Source organism: Streptomyces sp. NPDC055140 (assembly GCF_053607285.1).
On sequence record NZ_JBSGTG010000013.1, the window covers coordinates 114,825 to 128,789 of the forward strand.

Annotated in this window: 14 protein-coding genes; 8 read left to right on the forward strand and 6 right to left on the reverse strand. The window is 70.1% G+C overall.

What is annotated here, in order from left to right:
* Positions 1-26: 26 nt before the first annotated feature.
* Positions 27-962 (reverse strand): SDR family oxidoreductase, encoded by a 936-nt coding sequence (locus tag ACWFR4_RS24500; protein ID WP_453459108.1) that lies wholly within the window; start codon positions 960-962, stop codon positions 27-29.
* Positions 963-1,215: 253 nt separating this feature from the next.
* On the opposite strand from ACWFR4_RS24500, the gene ACWFR4_RS24505 reads away from it, so the two are divergent.
* Positions 1,216-1,671, forward strand: a complete 456-nt coding sequence (locus ACWFR4_RS24505; protein WP_453654500.1) for a pyridoxamine 5'-phosphate oxidase family protein — start codon at positions 1,216-1,218, stop codon at positions 1,669-1,671.
* A gap of 189 nt (positions 1,672-1,860) precedes the next feature.
* Here ACWFR4_RS24505 and ACWFR4_RS24510 read toward each other — a convergent pair whose 3' ends face one another.
* Together ACWFR4_RS24510 and ACWFR4_RS24515 are read right to left on the reverse strand one after the other, a co-directional pair.
* The gene (locus ACWFR4_RS24510) at positions 1,861-3,468 is read right to left on the reverse strand and encodes an MDR family MFS transporter (RefSeq protein ID WP_453459104.1); all 1,608 of its coding nucleotides are present in this window, start codon (positions 3,466-3,468) and stop codon (positions 1,861-1,863) included.
* Between the two features lie 174 nt (positions 3,469-3,642).
* Positions 3,643-4,314, reverse strand: a complete 672-nt coding sequence (locus ACWFR4_RS24515) for a TetR/AcrR family transcriptional regulator (RefSeq protein WP_453654502.1) — start codon at positions 4,312-4,314, stop codon at positions 3,643-3,645.
* Between the two features lie 191 nt (positions 4,315-4,505).
* Between ACWFR4_RS24515 and ACWFR4_RS24520 the strand changes: the two genes are divergently transcribed.
* A complete protein-coding gene (locus ACWFR4_RS24520; RefSeq protein ID WP_453654504.1) occupies positions 4,506-5,093 on the forward strand; it encodes a DUF4232 domain-containing protein in 588 nt (195 codons plus the stop codon).
* Between the two features lie 18 nt (positions 5,094-5,111).
* Here ACWFR4_RS24520 and ACWFR4_RS24525 read toward each other — a convergent pair whose 3' ends face one another.
* The 3 genes from ACWFR4_RS24525 to ACWFR4_RS24535 form a co-directional block, all read right to left on the reverse strand.
* A complete protein-coding gene (locus tag ACWFR4_RS24525; protein ID WP_453459096.1) occupies positions 5,112-5,834 on the reverse strand; it encodes a PP2C family protein-serine/threonine phosphatase in 723 nt (240 codons plus the stop codon).
* Positions 5,835-6,016: 182 nt separating this feature from the next.
* Complete coding sequence (locus ACWFR4_RS24530) at positions 6,017-6,412, reverse strand: nitroreductase/quinone reductase family protein (RefSeq protein WP_356081806.1); 396 nt, start codon at positions 6,410-6,412, stop codon at positions 6,017-6,019.
* A gap of 60 nt (positions 6,413-6,472) precedes the next feature.
* Positions 6,473-7,975 (reverse strand): MFS transporter, encoded by a 1,503-nt coding sequence (locus ACWFR4_RS24535; RefSeq protein ID WP_453654506.1) that lies wholly within the window; start codon positions 7,973-7,975, stop codon positions 6,473-6,475.
* Positions 7,976-8,037: 62 nt separating this feature from the next.
* Here ACWFR4_RS24535 and ACWFR4_RS24540 point away from each other — a divergent pair, with 62 nt between their 5' ends.
* From ACWFR4_RS24540 to ACWFR4_RS24565, 6 genes are all read left to right on the forward strand, one after another.
* On the forward strand, positions 8,038-8,424 hold the full coding sequence (locus ACWFR4_RS24540; RefSeq protein WP_453459090.1) for a hypothetical protein: 387 nt from the start codon (positions 8,038-8,040) through the stop codon (positions 8,422-8,424).
* Positions 8,425-8,442: 18 nt separating this feature from the next.
* Positions 8,443-9,351 (forward strand): TIGR03619 family F420-dependent LLM class oxidoreductase, encoded by a 909-nt coding sequence (locus ACWFR4_RS24545; RefSeq protein ID WP_453654508.1) that lies wholly within the window; start codon positions 8,443-8,445, stop codon positions 9,349-9,351.
* 138 nt (positions 9,352-9,489) lie between these two features.
* Positions 9,490-10,512: a LacI family DNA-binding transcriptional regulator gene (locus ACWFR4_RS24550; protein ID WP_453459084.1), complete on the forward strand. Its 1,023-nt coding sequence runs from the start codon at positions 9,490-9,492 to the stop codon at positions 10,510-10,512.
* A gap of 150 nt (positions 10,513-10,662) precedes the next feature.
* Positions 10,663-12,075, forward strand: coding sequence for an extracellular solute-binding protein (locus tag ACWFR4_RS24555; protein WP_453654510.1), 1,413 nt, complete (start codon positions 10,663-10,665; stop codon positions 12,073-12,075).
* A 30-nt stretch (positions 12,076-12,105) separates the two neighbouring features.
* Positions 12,106-13,053: a carbohydrate ABC transporter permease gene (locus ACWFR4_RS24560; protein ID WP_453654512.1), complete on the forward strand. Its 948-nt coding sequence runs from the start codon at positions 12,106-12,108 to the stop codon at positions 13,051-13,053.
* Positions 13,054-13,085: 32 nt separating this feature from the next.
* Positions 13,086-13,961, forward strand: a complete 876-nt coding sequence (locus tag ACWFR4_RS24565; protein ID WP_266569534.1) for a carbohydrate ABC transporter permease — start codon at positions 13,086-13,088, stop codon at positions 13,959-13,961.
* Positions 13,962-13,965: the final 4 nt, after the last annotated feature.

Genomic DNA, 13,965 nt, shown 5'->3' on the forward strand with positions numbered 1-13,965 from the left:
CACACCCCACACCCCACACCTCAGCGTCAGCGGTAAGAGCTCGCGTCCGCCGGCTTGCCCGGGTCCTGCACCTCGACGAGATAGCGCCAGGCGTCGGGCCGGCTCCCGTCGACGTCGGTGAACCCGTACACCTGGGCAAGTGCCCCGCTGGACGTCGACTGCCCGTTCCAGCGGGCCACTTCGGGGTCGGCGGCGAGCGCGGCGACGGCCCGGCCGACGTAGAACGGAGTCTCGGAGATGGCGAAGTGCGGCATCTGTTCCAGGGCGTCGCGCCAGTTCTCCTCGGTGACGCCGAAGTGGCCGAGCATGATCTCCGAGCGGAGCCAGCCCGGGGTGAGCGCGAGGGCTGTCGCTCCGCGTGGGCCCAGTTCCTGTCCGAGAGCGAAGCCCATACGCAGGACGGAACTCTTGGCGAGGTCGTAGAAGAACGAGACGCGGTAGTTGTCTCGGTTGTACTCGGCCGTGCCGTCGGTCACCTCGACGACGAGACCACCTGGGTTGCGGAGCAGGAGCGGCAGCGCGTGGTGGCTGGTGATGGCGTGCGTCTCGACGGCGAGGCGGAGGAGGCGAAGCCCGTCGTCGAGGTCGTGCTCCCAGACGGGAGTGTCCCAGGCGAAGAGGTTCTCACCGCCCCAGATGTCGTTGACCAGAACATCGAGCCGCCCCTGTTCGGTGGCGATGCGGTTGACGAGGGCCTTGACCTGGGCGGGGTCGAGGTGGTCGGTGGGCACGGCGATACCGCGCCCACCGGCAGCGGTCACCAGGTCGGCCGTGTCCTCGATGGTCTCCGGCCGGTCGTACTCGGAGCGCCGGGCCCGGGTGGTGCGGCCGGTCACATAGACCGTGGCGCCGGCCGCGCCGAGTTCCACGGCGATGCCCCGTCCCGCGCCGCGGGTCGCGCCCGCCACGAGGGCGACCTTGCCGTTCAGCCGGGCACTTCCGGTCCCGGGTTCCTGCGTCATGGAGCCGCCTCCTCGCTGCTGCCGGACAGGCCGCCGTGGCCCGCCCTCGGTTCGAGCATGACCCGAAATCAGGACACCGAGTGTCGCCATTCCTGAGCGGACGACGACCACAACGCGAATGACGCAGATGCGTCGGATGACGCAGATGACGGCCAGGACGAGAATCGCGTTCTCGCCCATCGGTCACATTCCAGTGCCGGCCCGTGTCATAACAGTGACCAGGGAACCCGCCCGATGCGACAGGGAGACGCCGATGCCACCCGCCCGGACCGCGAAGCAGCGCAAGCAGGACACTCTCGACAGGCTCGAACGCGACGAGGACGTATGGGTGGCCACGGCCGACAGGGAGAACGCGACGCCGTATCTCGTACCGCTGTCGTTCCTGTGGGACGGTGCGACGCTGCTGCTCGCCACTCCGGCGGCCAGTCCCACAGGGCGCAATCTACGGGCCACGGGGCGGGCCCGGCTCGGTGTCGGCCCGACGCGTGACGTCGTCATGATCGAGGGCACGGCTCAGACGCTGACGGCGGCCGAACTCCCGGGCGACATCGGTGACGCCTTCGCGGAGAGGACCGGCTTCGACCCGCGCAAGCTGACCTCGGAGTACCTCTACTTCCGGGTCACGCCGCAGCGGGTCCAGGCCTGGCGGGAGGCCAACGAGCTGGCGGGCCGGGACCTGATGCGGGAGGGCGAGTGGATCGAGCACTGAACCACCCGCACCGAAGCCCGAGTTGAGAGCAGAACTGCGGAGCCGGCCAAAAGCCAACCCCACCCCCGGCAGCCCGACAACCGCAGCCGGACCACCGCAGCCCGACAACGCGAAACGCGCCCGCCGAAGAGACCTCCGGTGGGCGCGCCCGGTGCCACACACTCGGCCGGTTGCCCCGACCGACCCGACTCAGCCGGCGGCAGGCTCCAGCTCCTTCTCCTCGCCGCCCGGCCGCGCCGTCTCGTTCTCGGCATGCCAGTCCTCGTTGTCGGCGAGCGGCTTCTCCTTCAGCACGAAGGCGAGGACGAGACCGACCGCGAAGACGGGCACCAGGTACAGGAAGATCGGCACGAGTGCCTCCTGGTACGAGGAGACGACCGTGGCGCGCAGGTCGGCCGGCAGGGCCCGGACGAGCGCGGGCGTCAGTGAGTCGCTGTCGCCGACCTTCGACGCGGCGTCCGCGGGCAGGCGCGTGGCGAGCTGGTCGGTGAGGCGGCTGGCGAACACCGCCCCGACGACGGCGGTGCCCAGGGTCGCGCCGATCTCGCGGAAGAAGTTGTTCGCGGAGGTGGCGGTGCCGACCTCGGCGCCCGGGAAGTCGTTCTGCACGGCGAGTACGAGGGTCTGCATCATCAGGCCGACACCGGCGCCCGCGAGTCCCACGTACAGGCAGACCAGCCAGACCGGGTCACTCACGTCGAGGCGGGACATCAGGAACGCGACGAGCATGATGATGACCGTGCCGACGATCGGATAGATCTTGTAGCGGCCGGTCTTGCTCATGATCGCGCCGGACGGCAGCGCCGTGGCCATGATGCCGACGACCATCGGGATGAGCAGCAGCCCCGACTCGGTGGCCGTCTTGCCGTAGACCATCTGGAGATAGGTGGGCATGTAGCCGACGATCGCGAACATGCCGAGGCCGATCACGATCATGCCGATGAGCGTGGCGACGTTGAAGATCGGGCTGCGGAAGAGGTGCAGCGGGATGACCGGCTCGGCGGCCCGCTTCTCGGCGACGAAGAACAGCACCCAGGCGACGACCGCGCCGATGCCGAGCCCGATGACCAGCGGGTCGGACCAGTCGTACTGCGTGCCGCCCCAGCTGGCGAACAGCACGGTGCAGGTGACGGCGGCGGCCATCAGTGCGGTGCCGAGGTAGTCGAGGGTGACCTTGACGGCCTTGCGCGGCAGCTTGATCGCGACGGCCGCGACGAAGAAGGCGAGGATGCCGAGCGGCAGGTTGACCCAGAACGCCCAGCGCCACGAGTGCTCGTCGGTGAACCAGCCGCCGAGCAGCGGCCCGACGACCGACGAAAGACCGAACACGGCACCCATGGGGGCCATGTACTTGGCGCGTTCCCGGGGCGGTACGAGGTCGGCGATGATCGCCTGCGAGGTGATCATGAGGCCGCCGCCGCCCAGGCCCTGGAGGGCGCGGCCCGCGACAAGAGTGCCCATGTTCTGGGCGAGCCCGCAGACCACGGAGCCGACCAGGAAGAGCGCGATGCCCGCGAGGAATATGTTCTTGCGGCCCATGAGGTCGCCGAGCTTGCCGTAGACCGGCATGCCGATGGTGGCGGCGAGGATGTACGCGGTGGTGATCCACGCCATGTGCTCGATGCCGTTGAGCTCCCCGACGATGGTCGGCAGGGCGGTGCTGACGATGGTCTGGTCGAGCGCGCCGAGCAGCATCGTCAGCATCAGCGCGCCGAAGATCAGCCCGAAGTTGTGCGGCTTGGCCGGTCCGTCCTCAGAGGCGGGATCGGTGCCCGCCGGTGCGGGGGCGTGGGTCATGCTCAGGTCTCCGTACGTGAAGGGATGGGATGCGCGGCGCGCGAGCGGTCGCCGCCCGGGGAGTTCGGGGAGTCTTCGGGGCTGGGGTGGGGAGTCGTGTCGGGGGCCTTGCGCGGGGAGCGCTCGCACCGGTGCCGTGGGGCGGCAGCCGGGTTGCGCTGCAGGAGCCGCGCCTCAGGCCTCCCGTTCGGTGGTGGCGTGGGGGGTGTGCGCCGGGGCGAGGAGGCCGCGCAGAGCGGTGAACGAGTCGCGCACCGAGGCCGCGGGGCCGTCGGGGTGCTTGTCGCGAGCCCATCGCATGAGGCCGTTGCGTACGGCGGTCATGGCGATCCCCGCGAGCAGCGCGACGGTCTGCCCGTCGGGGGCGTCTCCGGTGCGGCGGGCGATGGCGCCGGCCAGGTCCCTTTCGAGCGCGTCGCACTCGGCGAGGAACGCGCCGAGTGCCGAGGGCACCTTCTCGACGACGGCGAAGACGTCCTCGAACGCTCCGGCGCCGGGCGCCATCTCATCGACGTGTGTGGCGAACACGTCGCCCAGGTCCCGCAGCACGGCGTCCGGGCCGCGGCCGGGCGCTGAGACGAACTGCTCCGCCTCGGCCTCGGTCAGGCCGCCGGGCCAGGCGAAGAGGGCGGTCTCCTTGGTGCGGAAGTAGTTGAAGAAGGTCCTCGGGGAGACGCCGGCCTCCTTGCTGATCATCTCGACCGTGACGTGTTCGAGGCCGTGTTCACGGGCCAGTCGGACCGTGGCGGCGTGCAGTTCGGCCCGGGTCTGGCGGCGCCGCCGGGCGCGCAGCCCTTCGGCCGGCGCCTGCTCGCGGACCGCCGACGCCGCGGTGCCTGATGTCATCACGCGAAGATTCTTGCACACACTGCAATCTTTGCGCGCACTGCATCTAGACGCCCGCGAAACCCCTGGCACCTGCGGTCACGTCAGCGGCACGGGCACCGACGTGGGTAGACGCACCCATCCGAGATACGCTCCATAAGCGTTGTTTCGGGTGAAATGCGAAAGCCACTGTTCGCCGGGAGACCAGACTGATGCTCACTCGCACCGTCCTTGCCGCCACCTCCGCCGCCGCGCTGCTCGCGTCCGCCACCGGCGTCTCCGTCGTCGGCATGTCCGCCGGCGCAGCGTCGGCCGACATCCGCCCCACGCACCCCGCCGCCGCACAGGCCGCCGCCCTCAAGCTCTGCGCGGAGAACGCGCTGACGGTGAAGGCGGCCCCGTCGGGCCAGGACCACGTCCTGCGCCTGAGCCTCAAGAACCACTCCTCGCGCGCCTGCCTCGTGGCCCGCGTGCCGCTGGTGACGTACGGCGATCTGGACGGGGCCGCCGTCCCGTTCCCGCTCTCCGGCAGCTCCGCGTACAAGCTCGACGCCGGGAAGACGGCCCACGCCGCCGTGCGGTCCCTCTCCGTGAGCGGTGACAGCGACGCCCGGTCGGTCGGCTACGTCGTGGTGGCGGCGAATCCGGAACACCACGGCCAGAAGTTCACCGCCGCCTCACTCTCCGAGCCGGGCGGGCTGCGCGTCTGGTCGCCGGTGACGACTCTGTGGCAGCCGACGCGGGCCCTGGCGGACGAGGTTCTGGCCGAGTCCGACGGCGCGGGGTTCCTGAGCGTCTGACCCCTCGCCCACCTCGCATCAGGCCGCGGCGCGGACCGCGAGAAGCGAGGCGTCGTCCTGGAGCCGGCCCTCCGCGTGGCGGAGCAGGTCGGCTGCGAGGGCGTCGGTGAAGTCTTCGAGGACCGTGTTCCCCAGGCCGGCGGCCCGCTCCGCCAGCGGGTAGAACGCTCCGCGCGCGTCCCTGGCCTCGCTCACCCCGTCCGTGTAGAGCAGCATGCACTCCCAGGCGGTGGCCGGCACCGGTTGGGCGGCGCACCATCCGGAGTGGAGGTCGAGCAGGCCGAGCGGCGGTGCGGGCGCGGGGACCGCGGCGTGGACGGCGGCGCCGTCGCGCAGCAGGACGGGCGGCGGGTGTCCGCAGCAGACCAGTTGGGCGGATCCGTCGGATTCGACGCTGAGCAGGGTCGCCGTGACGAAGCGGTCGGGTTCGTCCGAGTGCGCGACCAGCGAGTGCAGCCGTACGGCAATGCTCTCCAACTGCGCCTCACAGGCGGCGAGATCGCGCCAGGCGCGTAAGACGTTGTCCGCGGTGCGGGCGAGCGCGCGGCCTTTGCCCATGACGTCACCCATCAACAGGCGTGTGCCGTAAGGGGATTCAACGGCTCCGTACACGTCGCCGCCCGCTCCCGCGGGGCTTCTCTCCACCGGCGCGACGGTGGCGTTCGCCAGGTGCCGGGCGCTGATGCGCAGCGTGCCGACCCGCTCGGGGAGAGGGGAGACCGGCTGGGAACGGGCAGTCATGCAGGGACCTTCCGGGGTGCGGCCGGACGTGCTGCCCGACGTGACGCGCCGCGCAAGTGTAGCCAGTCGAGCGCGCCCGGTAACCGATTGTCACCGAATCCGTCCAACCTGATCCCGCCGCTCTGAGGTCATCAACTTCGTGTCGGGGCACGCCAGTTCACATGACCGCACAGCGGGCCGCCTCAGTCGGTGAGGTCGGCCCGCAGCGTCAGCAGGTTCGTGCCGAGGGCGCGCACGGCGGCGCTGTTGTACCGCGGCAGGTTCTTCAGCCGCGCGCGGGCGTCGTCGTCCGGCAGCAGGTGCGCCGTGCCCGTGTGCCAGCGTCCCTTGATCCGGACGCGGATCTTGGGGTCGGCCTGGATGTTGCGTACGTACTGCGACTTGTCGCCGTACTCGGACACCCACCAGAACTCACGGCCGACCAGGCGACCGCCGACCGGGGTGCGCCGGGGCAGTCCGGACGTGCGGCCGGTGGTCTCCAGCAGGATCTGGCCGGGGAGCCGGGAGAGGAGAGGGTTGCCGATACGCCGCTGGAACGACGTCACGGCCCTGAACTTGAACTCGCGATACCGCGACATGCGCGTCCCTCCACCGGCACTGTGATTACCCGCCGCACTCTAGTGACCTGGCGGACCGGGTCAGGCAGGCGCCTTCCCCGGGGCCGCGGCGGCGGGCGCCGGGCGGGGCAGCGCCAGGGCCGCCGCCACCGCGAGCGCACCGACGACCGCGGCGGTCAGCCAGCCGTGGCGGAACGCCGTGAGGGCCGCTTCCGCCGTGCGGGGCTCGCCGATGAGGCCGACCATCACGGCCACTCCGAGGACGGAGCCCGTCTGCCGGGCCATCGTCGTGACCGCGGACCCGGTGGCGAACCGGCCGGGCGGCAGCGCCGTGGCGGCCGCCCCCACGAGGGTCGGCAGGGCGAACCCGACGCCGACGCCGGTGATGAGCATGCCGGGCAGGAACGCGGCAGCGTAGTGCGGTGCCGCGTCCAGGGCGAGGGCCCACCACACCAGACCGCCCGCGAAGAGGAGGCAGCCGGCCGCCGCCGTGCGGCCCGCACCGAGCCGTCGCACGACGGGTCCTGACGCGACGGCGAGCACGGGGACGACCAGCGGACCCGGCGCGATGGCCAGTCCGGTACGGATCGCCGAGTAGCCCCACACCTGTTGGCACCACAGGACCGAGGTGAGCAGCATCGCAGCGAACGCCACCGTGAAGAGGAGTGCGGCGAGCGTGGCGAACGCGAAGGCGGGGATGCGCAGGAGCGGGAGTTCGACGATGGGCACCGGGTGCCGGGCCGACCGCAGCCAGAACCCCGCCGCGAGGATCGCCGCGGCGGCCAGCGAGCCGAGCACGCGGCCCGAACTCCAGCCCCACGCCTCGGCCTTGACGAGGCCGAACGCCAGGGAGCCGATGGCGAGGGTGAGGAGGACGGCGCCCGCCAGGTCGGGCAGGGGGCCGCTGCGGTCAGGACGGTCGGCGGGCAGCAGCCGGATACCGGCCACGAGGCCGGCTGCGCCGACGGGCACGTTGACGAGGAAGACCCAGCGCCAGTCGGCCTCGACGAGCAGCCCGCCCGCCACGGGGCCGAGGCCGGCGGCGATGCCCCCGATAGCGGCCCAACTGCGAATGGCGCGCGGGCGGCGCTCCGCCGGGGTGGCGACGAGCAGCAGCGCGAGCGACGTCGGCATGAGGGCGGCGGCGCCCGCGGCCTGGAGGGCACGCGCCGCGACGAGCCAGCCGACGCCGGGGGCGACGGCGCACAGCGCCGAGGCGACGGTGAACACCGCCAGGCCCAGCAGGAATCCGCGGCGGTGTCCGTACCGGTCGGCGAGGCGTCCGGCGGCCACGAGCAGGGCCGCGAACACAATCGCGTAGGCATTCAGGACCCAGGACAGGGAGGCGAGGGAGGCATCGTCGAAGGAGGTGGCGAGGGCCGGCACGGCAACGTTGACGATGAACAGGTCGAGGTTCACGACGAAGACGCCCACGGAGACGATCCACGCGGTGGCCGAACCGCTCCTGCCGGAGGCCGGCCCGCCCGAACCCGAGCCCGCCCCCGAACCAGAGGCCGAAGCGGCGCCCGAACTCCCGGCGGACGCGTCCGCCGCATCGACCGAGTTTGATTTTCCAACTATCATGCAGAGCAACCTAGCGTGAGCGAGTTTGAAATGACAACCCTGCAGTCGGGCACGACAGGTGGATGCTCGCCGCCCTCACCCCGACACGCCGTGTCATTGCCGCCGCCGACCGGACACCCCGCCGTAACGCCCTTCTCGCCCACCCTCGGGCGAAGGACCACCCCTCTGCGCACCCCCATCCGCGTCACCTGGAACAGGGCGGCGCGGCCAACTGGTTCGTCACCGAGATGAAGGGGGAGACATACCGGGACGGCGCCGCGGAGAACAACTGGTGGGCCAGCACCGAGGCGGGCAACGACCGTAGGGGCCGGACACCCGAGGTCTACTTCGCGGGAGGCGGCAACCACGAGGACGACGCAGGCCTGTTGATGCCGGGCTCCTACACCTGCGCAAACACCTGCACCCCCACCCCCTCTTCGGCAACCCCGGTTCGACAAGCCCGCCCATGATCATCAAGACTGAGGATCATGCGATTCGGCGTGAACCTTCTCAACTTCGGCTCCGACACGACCCCGCGAACCCTCGAACGCCAGGCGACGGACGCCCGCGCGCTGGGCTTCACATTCGCGATGATCTCCGACCACATAGCCGTCACCCCCGACGTGCACGAGGTGTACCCCGCCCCGTTCTACGACCAGTTCGTCCTGGCCGCGCATCTCGCGGGGCGGGTCCCGGGGCTTCGGCTCGGCACGACCATCACCGTCATCCCGTACCGGCACCCGCTCCAGACGGCGCGGCTCGCAGCCAACATCGACCAGCTCAACGACGCCGGGTTCATCCTCGGCGCGGGCGTCGGCTGGTCGGCCGCCGAGTACCGCGCGCTGGGCGTCCCGTTCGAGGAGCGCGGCGCCATCACCGACGAGTACCTGGCCGCGATCCGCGCCGCCTGGGCGCAGGACCCGTGCACCTTCGTGGGGCGCTACGTCTCGTACGAGGGCATCCGCACGGCCCCCGCCCCCGCTGCCGCGCAGCTGCCGGTCTGGGTCGGCGGCGACTCGCCCGCCGCGCTGCGCAGGGCCGCGCGCCTGGGCGAGGGATGGCACCCCTTCATGCCGACCCTTCAGGGCCTGCGCGCGAAGCTGCCGGTCGTGGCCGCCGAGGCCGAGAAGGCCGGCCGGCCCGTACCGGAACTCGTACCACGGCTGCAGATCGTGCTTGGGGAGCGGCCCGACACCGAGGACCGCCCGCTCGGCCACGGCAGCGTCGACCAGGTCCGGGCAGATCTGCACACGCTGGCCGAACTCGGCGCCACGCACGTGCTGTTCGACACCTACCCGGGCGGCCCGGCCGCGCGCGCCACGGCCGACGAGGACCGCCGCGTCCTTGAGCTCCTCGTGGAGAAGGTCGTCGATCCGGCCACGGGCGACGTGCGCTGACGTCAGGACCCGCGAGCGGTCCGACCACTCCCTGAACGAATGGACCCCGGGGCCCGGGGCGCCCGTCTCCGCGCCCTGGGCATCCATTCACCGAACTTACGCAAGCAGATTGCAAGTCTTGCGCTAATCTTGCGTTCCATGACACGGAGACTTGCTCAGGTGGCACAGAAGGTCGGCGTCAGTGAGGCGACGGTCAGCCGGGTGCTCAACAACAAGCCCGGCGTCTCGGAGGCCACCCGGCAGGCCGTGCTCACGGCCCTGGACGTCCTGGGCTACGAGCGGCCGACCCAACTGCGCGGCGAGCGCGCACGCCTGGTCGGGCTCGTCCTGCCGGAGCTGCAGAACCCGATCTTTCCCGCGTTCGCGGACGTGATCGGCGGCGCGCTCGCGCAGCAGGGCCTCACCCCCGTCCTGTGCACCCAGACCAACGGCGGCGTCTCCGAGGCGGACTACGTGGAACTGCTGCTCCAGCAGCAGGTGTCCGGCGTGGTCTTCGCGGGCGGCCAGTTCGCCCAGGCGGACGCCCGGCACGAGCACTACCGGCTGCTCTCGGAGCGCAAGGTCCCCGTCGTCCTCGTGAACGCGGCGATCGAGGACCTCGGTTTCCCCTGCGTCGCGTGTGACGACGCCGTCGCGGTCGAGCAGGCCTGGCGGCATCTGTCCTTGCTGGGCCACGAACGCATCGGGTTGGTGCTCGGTCCGGACGACCATGTGCCGTCGATGCGCAAACTCGCCGCCGCGCGGGGCGTGGTGCGGGCAGCCGGCGGAACGCTGCCCGACGACGCGGTCGAGCGGGCCATGTTCTCGCTGGAGGGCGGCCAAGCGGCGGCGGCGCGCCTCATGCGGCGCGGCATCACGGGCATCATCTGCGCGAGCGACCCGCTGGCGCTCGGCGCGGTGCGGGCCGCGCGGCGAGAGGGTCTGCGCGTGCCGGACGACATCTCGGTGGTCGGGTACGACGATTCGGCGTTCATGAATTGCACGGAGCCGCCCCTCACCACCATGCGCCAGCCGATCGAGGCGATGGGCCGGGCCGCCGTCGAGTTGCTCGTCACCCAGATCCAGGGCGGCTCGGTGACGCCCGGTGAGCTGCTGTTCGAGCCCGAACTGGTGGTACGCGGCTCCACGGCACAGGCCCCGTCCGGCACAACCGAGGCATAGTCAATTTTTTGCGGAGTCTGCACGACATCTTGCGGGCACCTGTTTGCGGTGGTTGAGTGTGCCGCGCCCCGGCTGCGCGGTAGCCGTAGGCCTTCCTGCGGTTGTCGTCAGCCGTGGGCCCTCCATGCTCATGCCCGAAGGGGACCACCGATGAGAAGCTCCTGGTTCCGCCCTACCCGCCGAAGCTCCGCGGCCGCGGTCGCCGCCGTGCTCACCCTGACCTCACTCGCCGCCTGCGGCACCAGCAGCAGCGACGACCACAGCGGGTCGGGCGGCGGCTCGAAGGCCGACATATCGGCTCCCCTGGATCCGAAGACCAAGGTCACGCTCACCATCGACTGCATGCCGCCGGCGGCGAAGGCGGCCGAGCTCAGGGAGTGGAAGGAGGACGTCAAGGAGTTCAACAAGAAGTACCCGAACGTCACGATCAGCGGGAAGTCGACGCCGGGCCAGTGCGAGGAGCCCGCCCGCTTCACCGCCCAGCTCAAGGCGAAGTCCCAACCGGACGTCTTCTACACGTACTTCACCGATCTCCAGCAGGTGCTCGACAACAACGGCGCCGCGGACATCACCGCCTACGTGACGCCCAAGACCGTGCCGGCGCTGGACTCCATCGACGGGAACGTCCTCGGCGTCCTCAAGAAGGACGGCAAGCTCTACGGCCTGCCCACCAGCAACTACACGATGGGCCTGCTGATCAATCGCAAGCTCTTCGAGCGGGCCGGACTCGACCCGAACAAGCCGCCGACGACCTGGGAAGAGGTCCGCACCGCCGCCAAGAAGATCGCCGGCCTCGGCAACGGCATCTCCGGTTACGGCGAGTACAGCGCGGAGAACACCGGCGGCTGGCACTTCACCGCGGCGATGTACGGCCTCGGCGCCGACGTCGTCTCCGCCGACGGCAAGAAGGCCGCGTTCAACGACGCCACCGGCAAGCAGGTCGCCCAGCAGCTGCACGACATGCGCTGGAAGGACGACAGCATGGGCAAGACGCAGCTGCTGAAGTGGGGCGACCTCCAGAAGCAGATCGCCTCCGACAAGCTCGGCATGTTCCTCGCCGCGCCCGACGACATCACGTACATGGTCCAGCAACTGGGCGCCGACTACGAGAACTTCGGCATGGGGCCGATCCCCGGCGGCAAGGCCACGCTCTTCGGCGGCAACGACTACATGATCAAGAAGGGCTCGTCGCCCGACAAGATCAAGGCGGCCGTCGCCTGGCTGAACTTCAAGAACCTCACCCCGGGCAAGGGCCAGTTCCAGTGGGACCGCACCAAGGCGGACAAGCTCCCCGTGGGCCTGCCGCAGCCGAACTTCTTCACCGGTGACACCAAGGCCAAGGACCTCGCGTCCCGCACGGAGAACGCGACCATGCCCGTCGACAACTTCAAGCCGTTCCTGGCTAACACTGTGCCCGGCAAGGCGGAGCCGCCGAAGGCGCAGGAGGTCTACAAGGTCCTCGACAACGTGATGTCGGGCGTCCTCACCAACCGCAACGCCGACATGGACAAGCTGCTCGCCACCGCGGAGCAGCAGGTCAACCAGGTGCTGGCCGACCAGTAGCCCACGGCACCTCCATCCCGAGGAGCGACCATGTCGGCCCCCACCGTGTCCAAGAGCTCGCCGGCGCCGGCGCGTGCGCCGCACCAACTCCCGTTCAGGCGCGGGTCGTTGGCGCGAGCGGTGCGGCGCAACCTCTCCGCCCACGGCTTCCTGATCGGCGCGGTGCTCTGCTTCTCCTTCTTCTCCTGGTATCCGATGGTCAGGGAGTTCTTCCTGGCCTTCCAGAAGAACAAGGACGGCAGGACCACCTGGGCCGGCTGGTCCAACCTCTCCTACGTCTTCAACGACCCGGCGTTCTGGCAGGCCTGGCGCAACACCCTCCTGTTCACGGGGCTGGCACTCGTGCTGGGCTTCGCGGTGCCGTTCCTCGTGGCGGTCCTGCTCAATGAATTCCGGCACGGCCAGGGCTACTTGAGAATGCTCGTCTACTTGCCGGTGATGCTCCCGCCGGTCGCCTCGGTCCTGCTGTTCAAGTACTTCTACGACCCCGGCTACGGACTGTTCAACCGGATCCTCGGCATCTTCGGGATACCTGACCAGCAGTGGCTGCAGTCCACGAGTACGGCGATGATCTCCGTGGTCGTCGCGGCGACCTGGATGAACATGGGCGGCGCGACCCTGATCTATCTCGCCGCGCTCCAGGGCATCCCCGGCGAGCTCTACGAGGCCGCGGAGCTGGACGGCGCCGGACTGTGGTGCAAGATCTGGCATGTGACGATCCCTCAGACGAGGCTGATCCTGTCGCTGATGTTCCTCATGCAGATCATCGCCACGATGCAGGTCTTCACCGAGCCGTTCCTGCTCACCAACGGCGCGGGCCCCGAGGGGTCGACCATGACCGTCGTCTACCTCATCTACCAGTACGCCTTCAACTTCAACAACTACGGCGGCGCGGCGGCCCTCGGCCTGGTCCTGCTCGTCCTGCTCGCGGGGTTCTCCGCGGTGTACGTACGCCTCAGCCGTACCCAAGAAGACTGACCGGCAGGGGAGTTCACATGGCTACCGACACGATGCGCCCCCGGACCCTGATCTCGCCGGCCCAGCTCGGCAGGCGGCGCGGCAAGGTCGTCTACTGGTGCGTCTTCGCCCTGGTGATGGTTCTCTTCACGCTGGTCTTCCTGGGGCCGATGTACTGGATGGTCAGCGGCGGCCTCAAGACCACGCAGGAGTTCGTCAAGGCCCCGCCGACGCTCGTACCCACCAGCGTGCACCCCGGCAACTACGGGGACGCGTGGCGGGTGATGGATCTGGCGAAGCTGCTCGGCAACACGCTGTACTACGCGTTCGGCGCCCTCGCCTTCCAGCTCGTCCTCGACGTCGCCGCGGCCTACTCGCTGTCCAAGCTGCGTCCCCTGTTCGGCAACGTCATCCTCGGCATGATGCTGGCGACGCTGATGATCCCGGCGACGGTCCTGGTCGTGCCGCAGTACCTGACCGTCCTCGACGTGCCGGTCTTCGAGCGCAATCTGCTGAACAGCCCCTGGGTGATCTGGCTGCCGTCCGTCACCAACGCCTTCAACATCTTCCTGCTCAAGCGGTTCTTCGACTCGATCCCGCAGGAGCTGCTGGACGCCGCGTCCATCGACGGGGCGTCCGCGCTGCGGACCCTGCGGTCCGTGGTGCTGCCCATCTCGCGGCCCATCCTGGGCGTCGTCTCCATCTTCGCGGTCGTCGGCGTGTGGAAGGACTTCCTCTGGCCGATGCTGACGCTGCCCGACCCCGGCAAGCAGACCCTGAACGTCGGCATCTACTCGCTGGCGAGCGGCGTCCCGGAGAACTGGCTGATCGCAGCCCTCACCATCGCGTCGCTGCCGACCCTGATCCTGTTCCTGCTGTTCCAGCGCAACATCATGAGCGGTCTCACCGCGGGCGGCCTCAAGGGCTGACGCC

What these genes read in the sequence shown, in the direction of transcription:
- ACWFR4_RS24505 (WP_453654500.1), top strand. Translation starts at nt 1,216, where the DNA reads ATGCCACCCGCCCGGACCGCGAAGCAGCGCAAGCAGGACACTCTCGAC.
- ACWFR4_RS24560 (WP_453654512.1), top strand. Translation starts at nt 12,106, where the DNA reads ATGTCGGCCCCCACCGTGTCCAAGAGCTCGCCGGCGCCGGCGCGTGCG.
- ACWFR4_RS24540 (WP_453459090.1), top strand. Translation starts at nt 8,038, where the DNA reads ATGCTCGCCGCCCTCACCCCGACACGCCGTGTCATTGCCGCCGCCGAC.
- ACWFR4_RS24510 (WP_453459104.1), bottom strand. Translation starts at nt 3,468, where the DNA reads ATGACCCACGCCCCCGCACCGGCGGGCACCGATCCCGCCTCTGAGGAC.
- ACWFR4_RS24535 (WP_453654506.1), bottom strand. Translation starts at nt 7,975, where the DNA reads ATGATAGTTGGAAAATCAAACTCGGTCGATGCGGCGGACGCGTCCGCC.
- ACWFR4_RS24550 (WP_453459084.1), top strand. Translation starts at nt 9,490, where the DNA reads ATGACACGGAGACTTGCTCAGGTGGCACAGAAGGTCGGCGTCAGTGAG.
- ACWFR4_RS24530 (WP_356081806.1), bottom strand. Translation starts at nt 6,412, where the DNA reads ATGTCGCGGTATCGCGAGTTCAAGTTCAGGGCCGTGACGTCGTTCCAG.
- ACWFR4_RS24520 (WP_453654504.1), top strand. Translation starts at nt 4,506, where the DNA reads ATGCTCACTCGCACCGTCCTTGCCGCCACCTCCGCCGCCGCGCTGCTC.
- ACWFR4_RS24555 (WP_453654510.1), top strand. Translation starts at nt 10,663, where the DNA reads ATGAGAAGCTCCTGGTTCCGCCCTACCCGCCGAAGCTCCGCGGCCGCG.
- ACWFR4_RS24515 (WP_453654502.1), bottom strand. Translation starts at nt 4,314, where the DNA reads ATGACATCAGGCACCGCGGCGTCGGCGGTCCGCGAGCAGGCGCCGGCC.
- ACWFR4_RS24500 (WP_453459108.1), bottom strand. Translation starts at nt 962, where the DNA reads ATGACGCAGGAACCCGGGACCGGAAGTGCCCGGCTGAACGGCAAGGTC.
- ACWFR4_RS24545 (WP_453654508.1), top strand. Translation starts at nt 8,443, where the DNA reads ATGCGATTCGGCGTGAACCTTCTCAACTTCGGCTCCGACACGACCCCG.
- ACWFR4_RS24565 (WP_266569534.1), top strand. Translation starts at nt 13,086, where the DNA reads ATGCGCCCCCGGACCCTGATCTCGCCGGCCCAGCTCGGCAGGCGGCGC.
- ACWFR4_RS24525 (WP_453459096.1), bottom strand. Translation starts at nt 5,834, where the DNA reads ATGACTGCCCGTTCCCAGCCGGTCTCCCCTCTCCCCGAGCGGGTCGGC.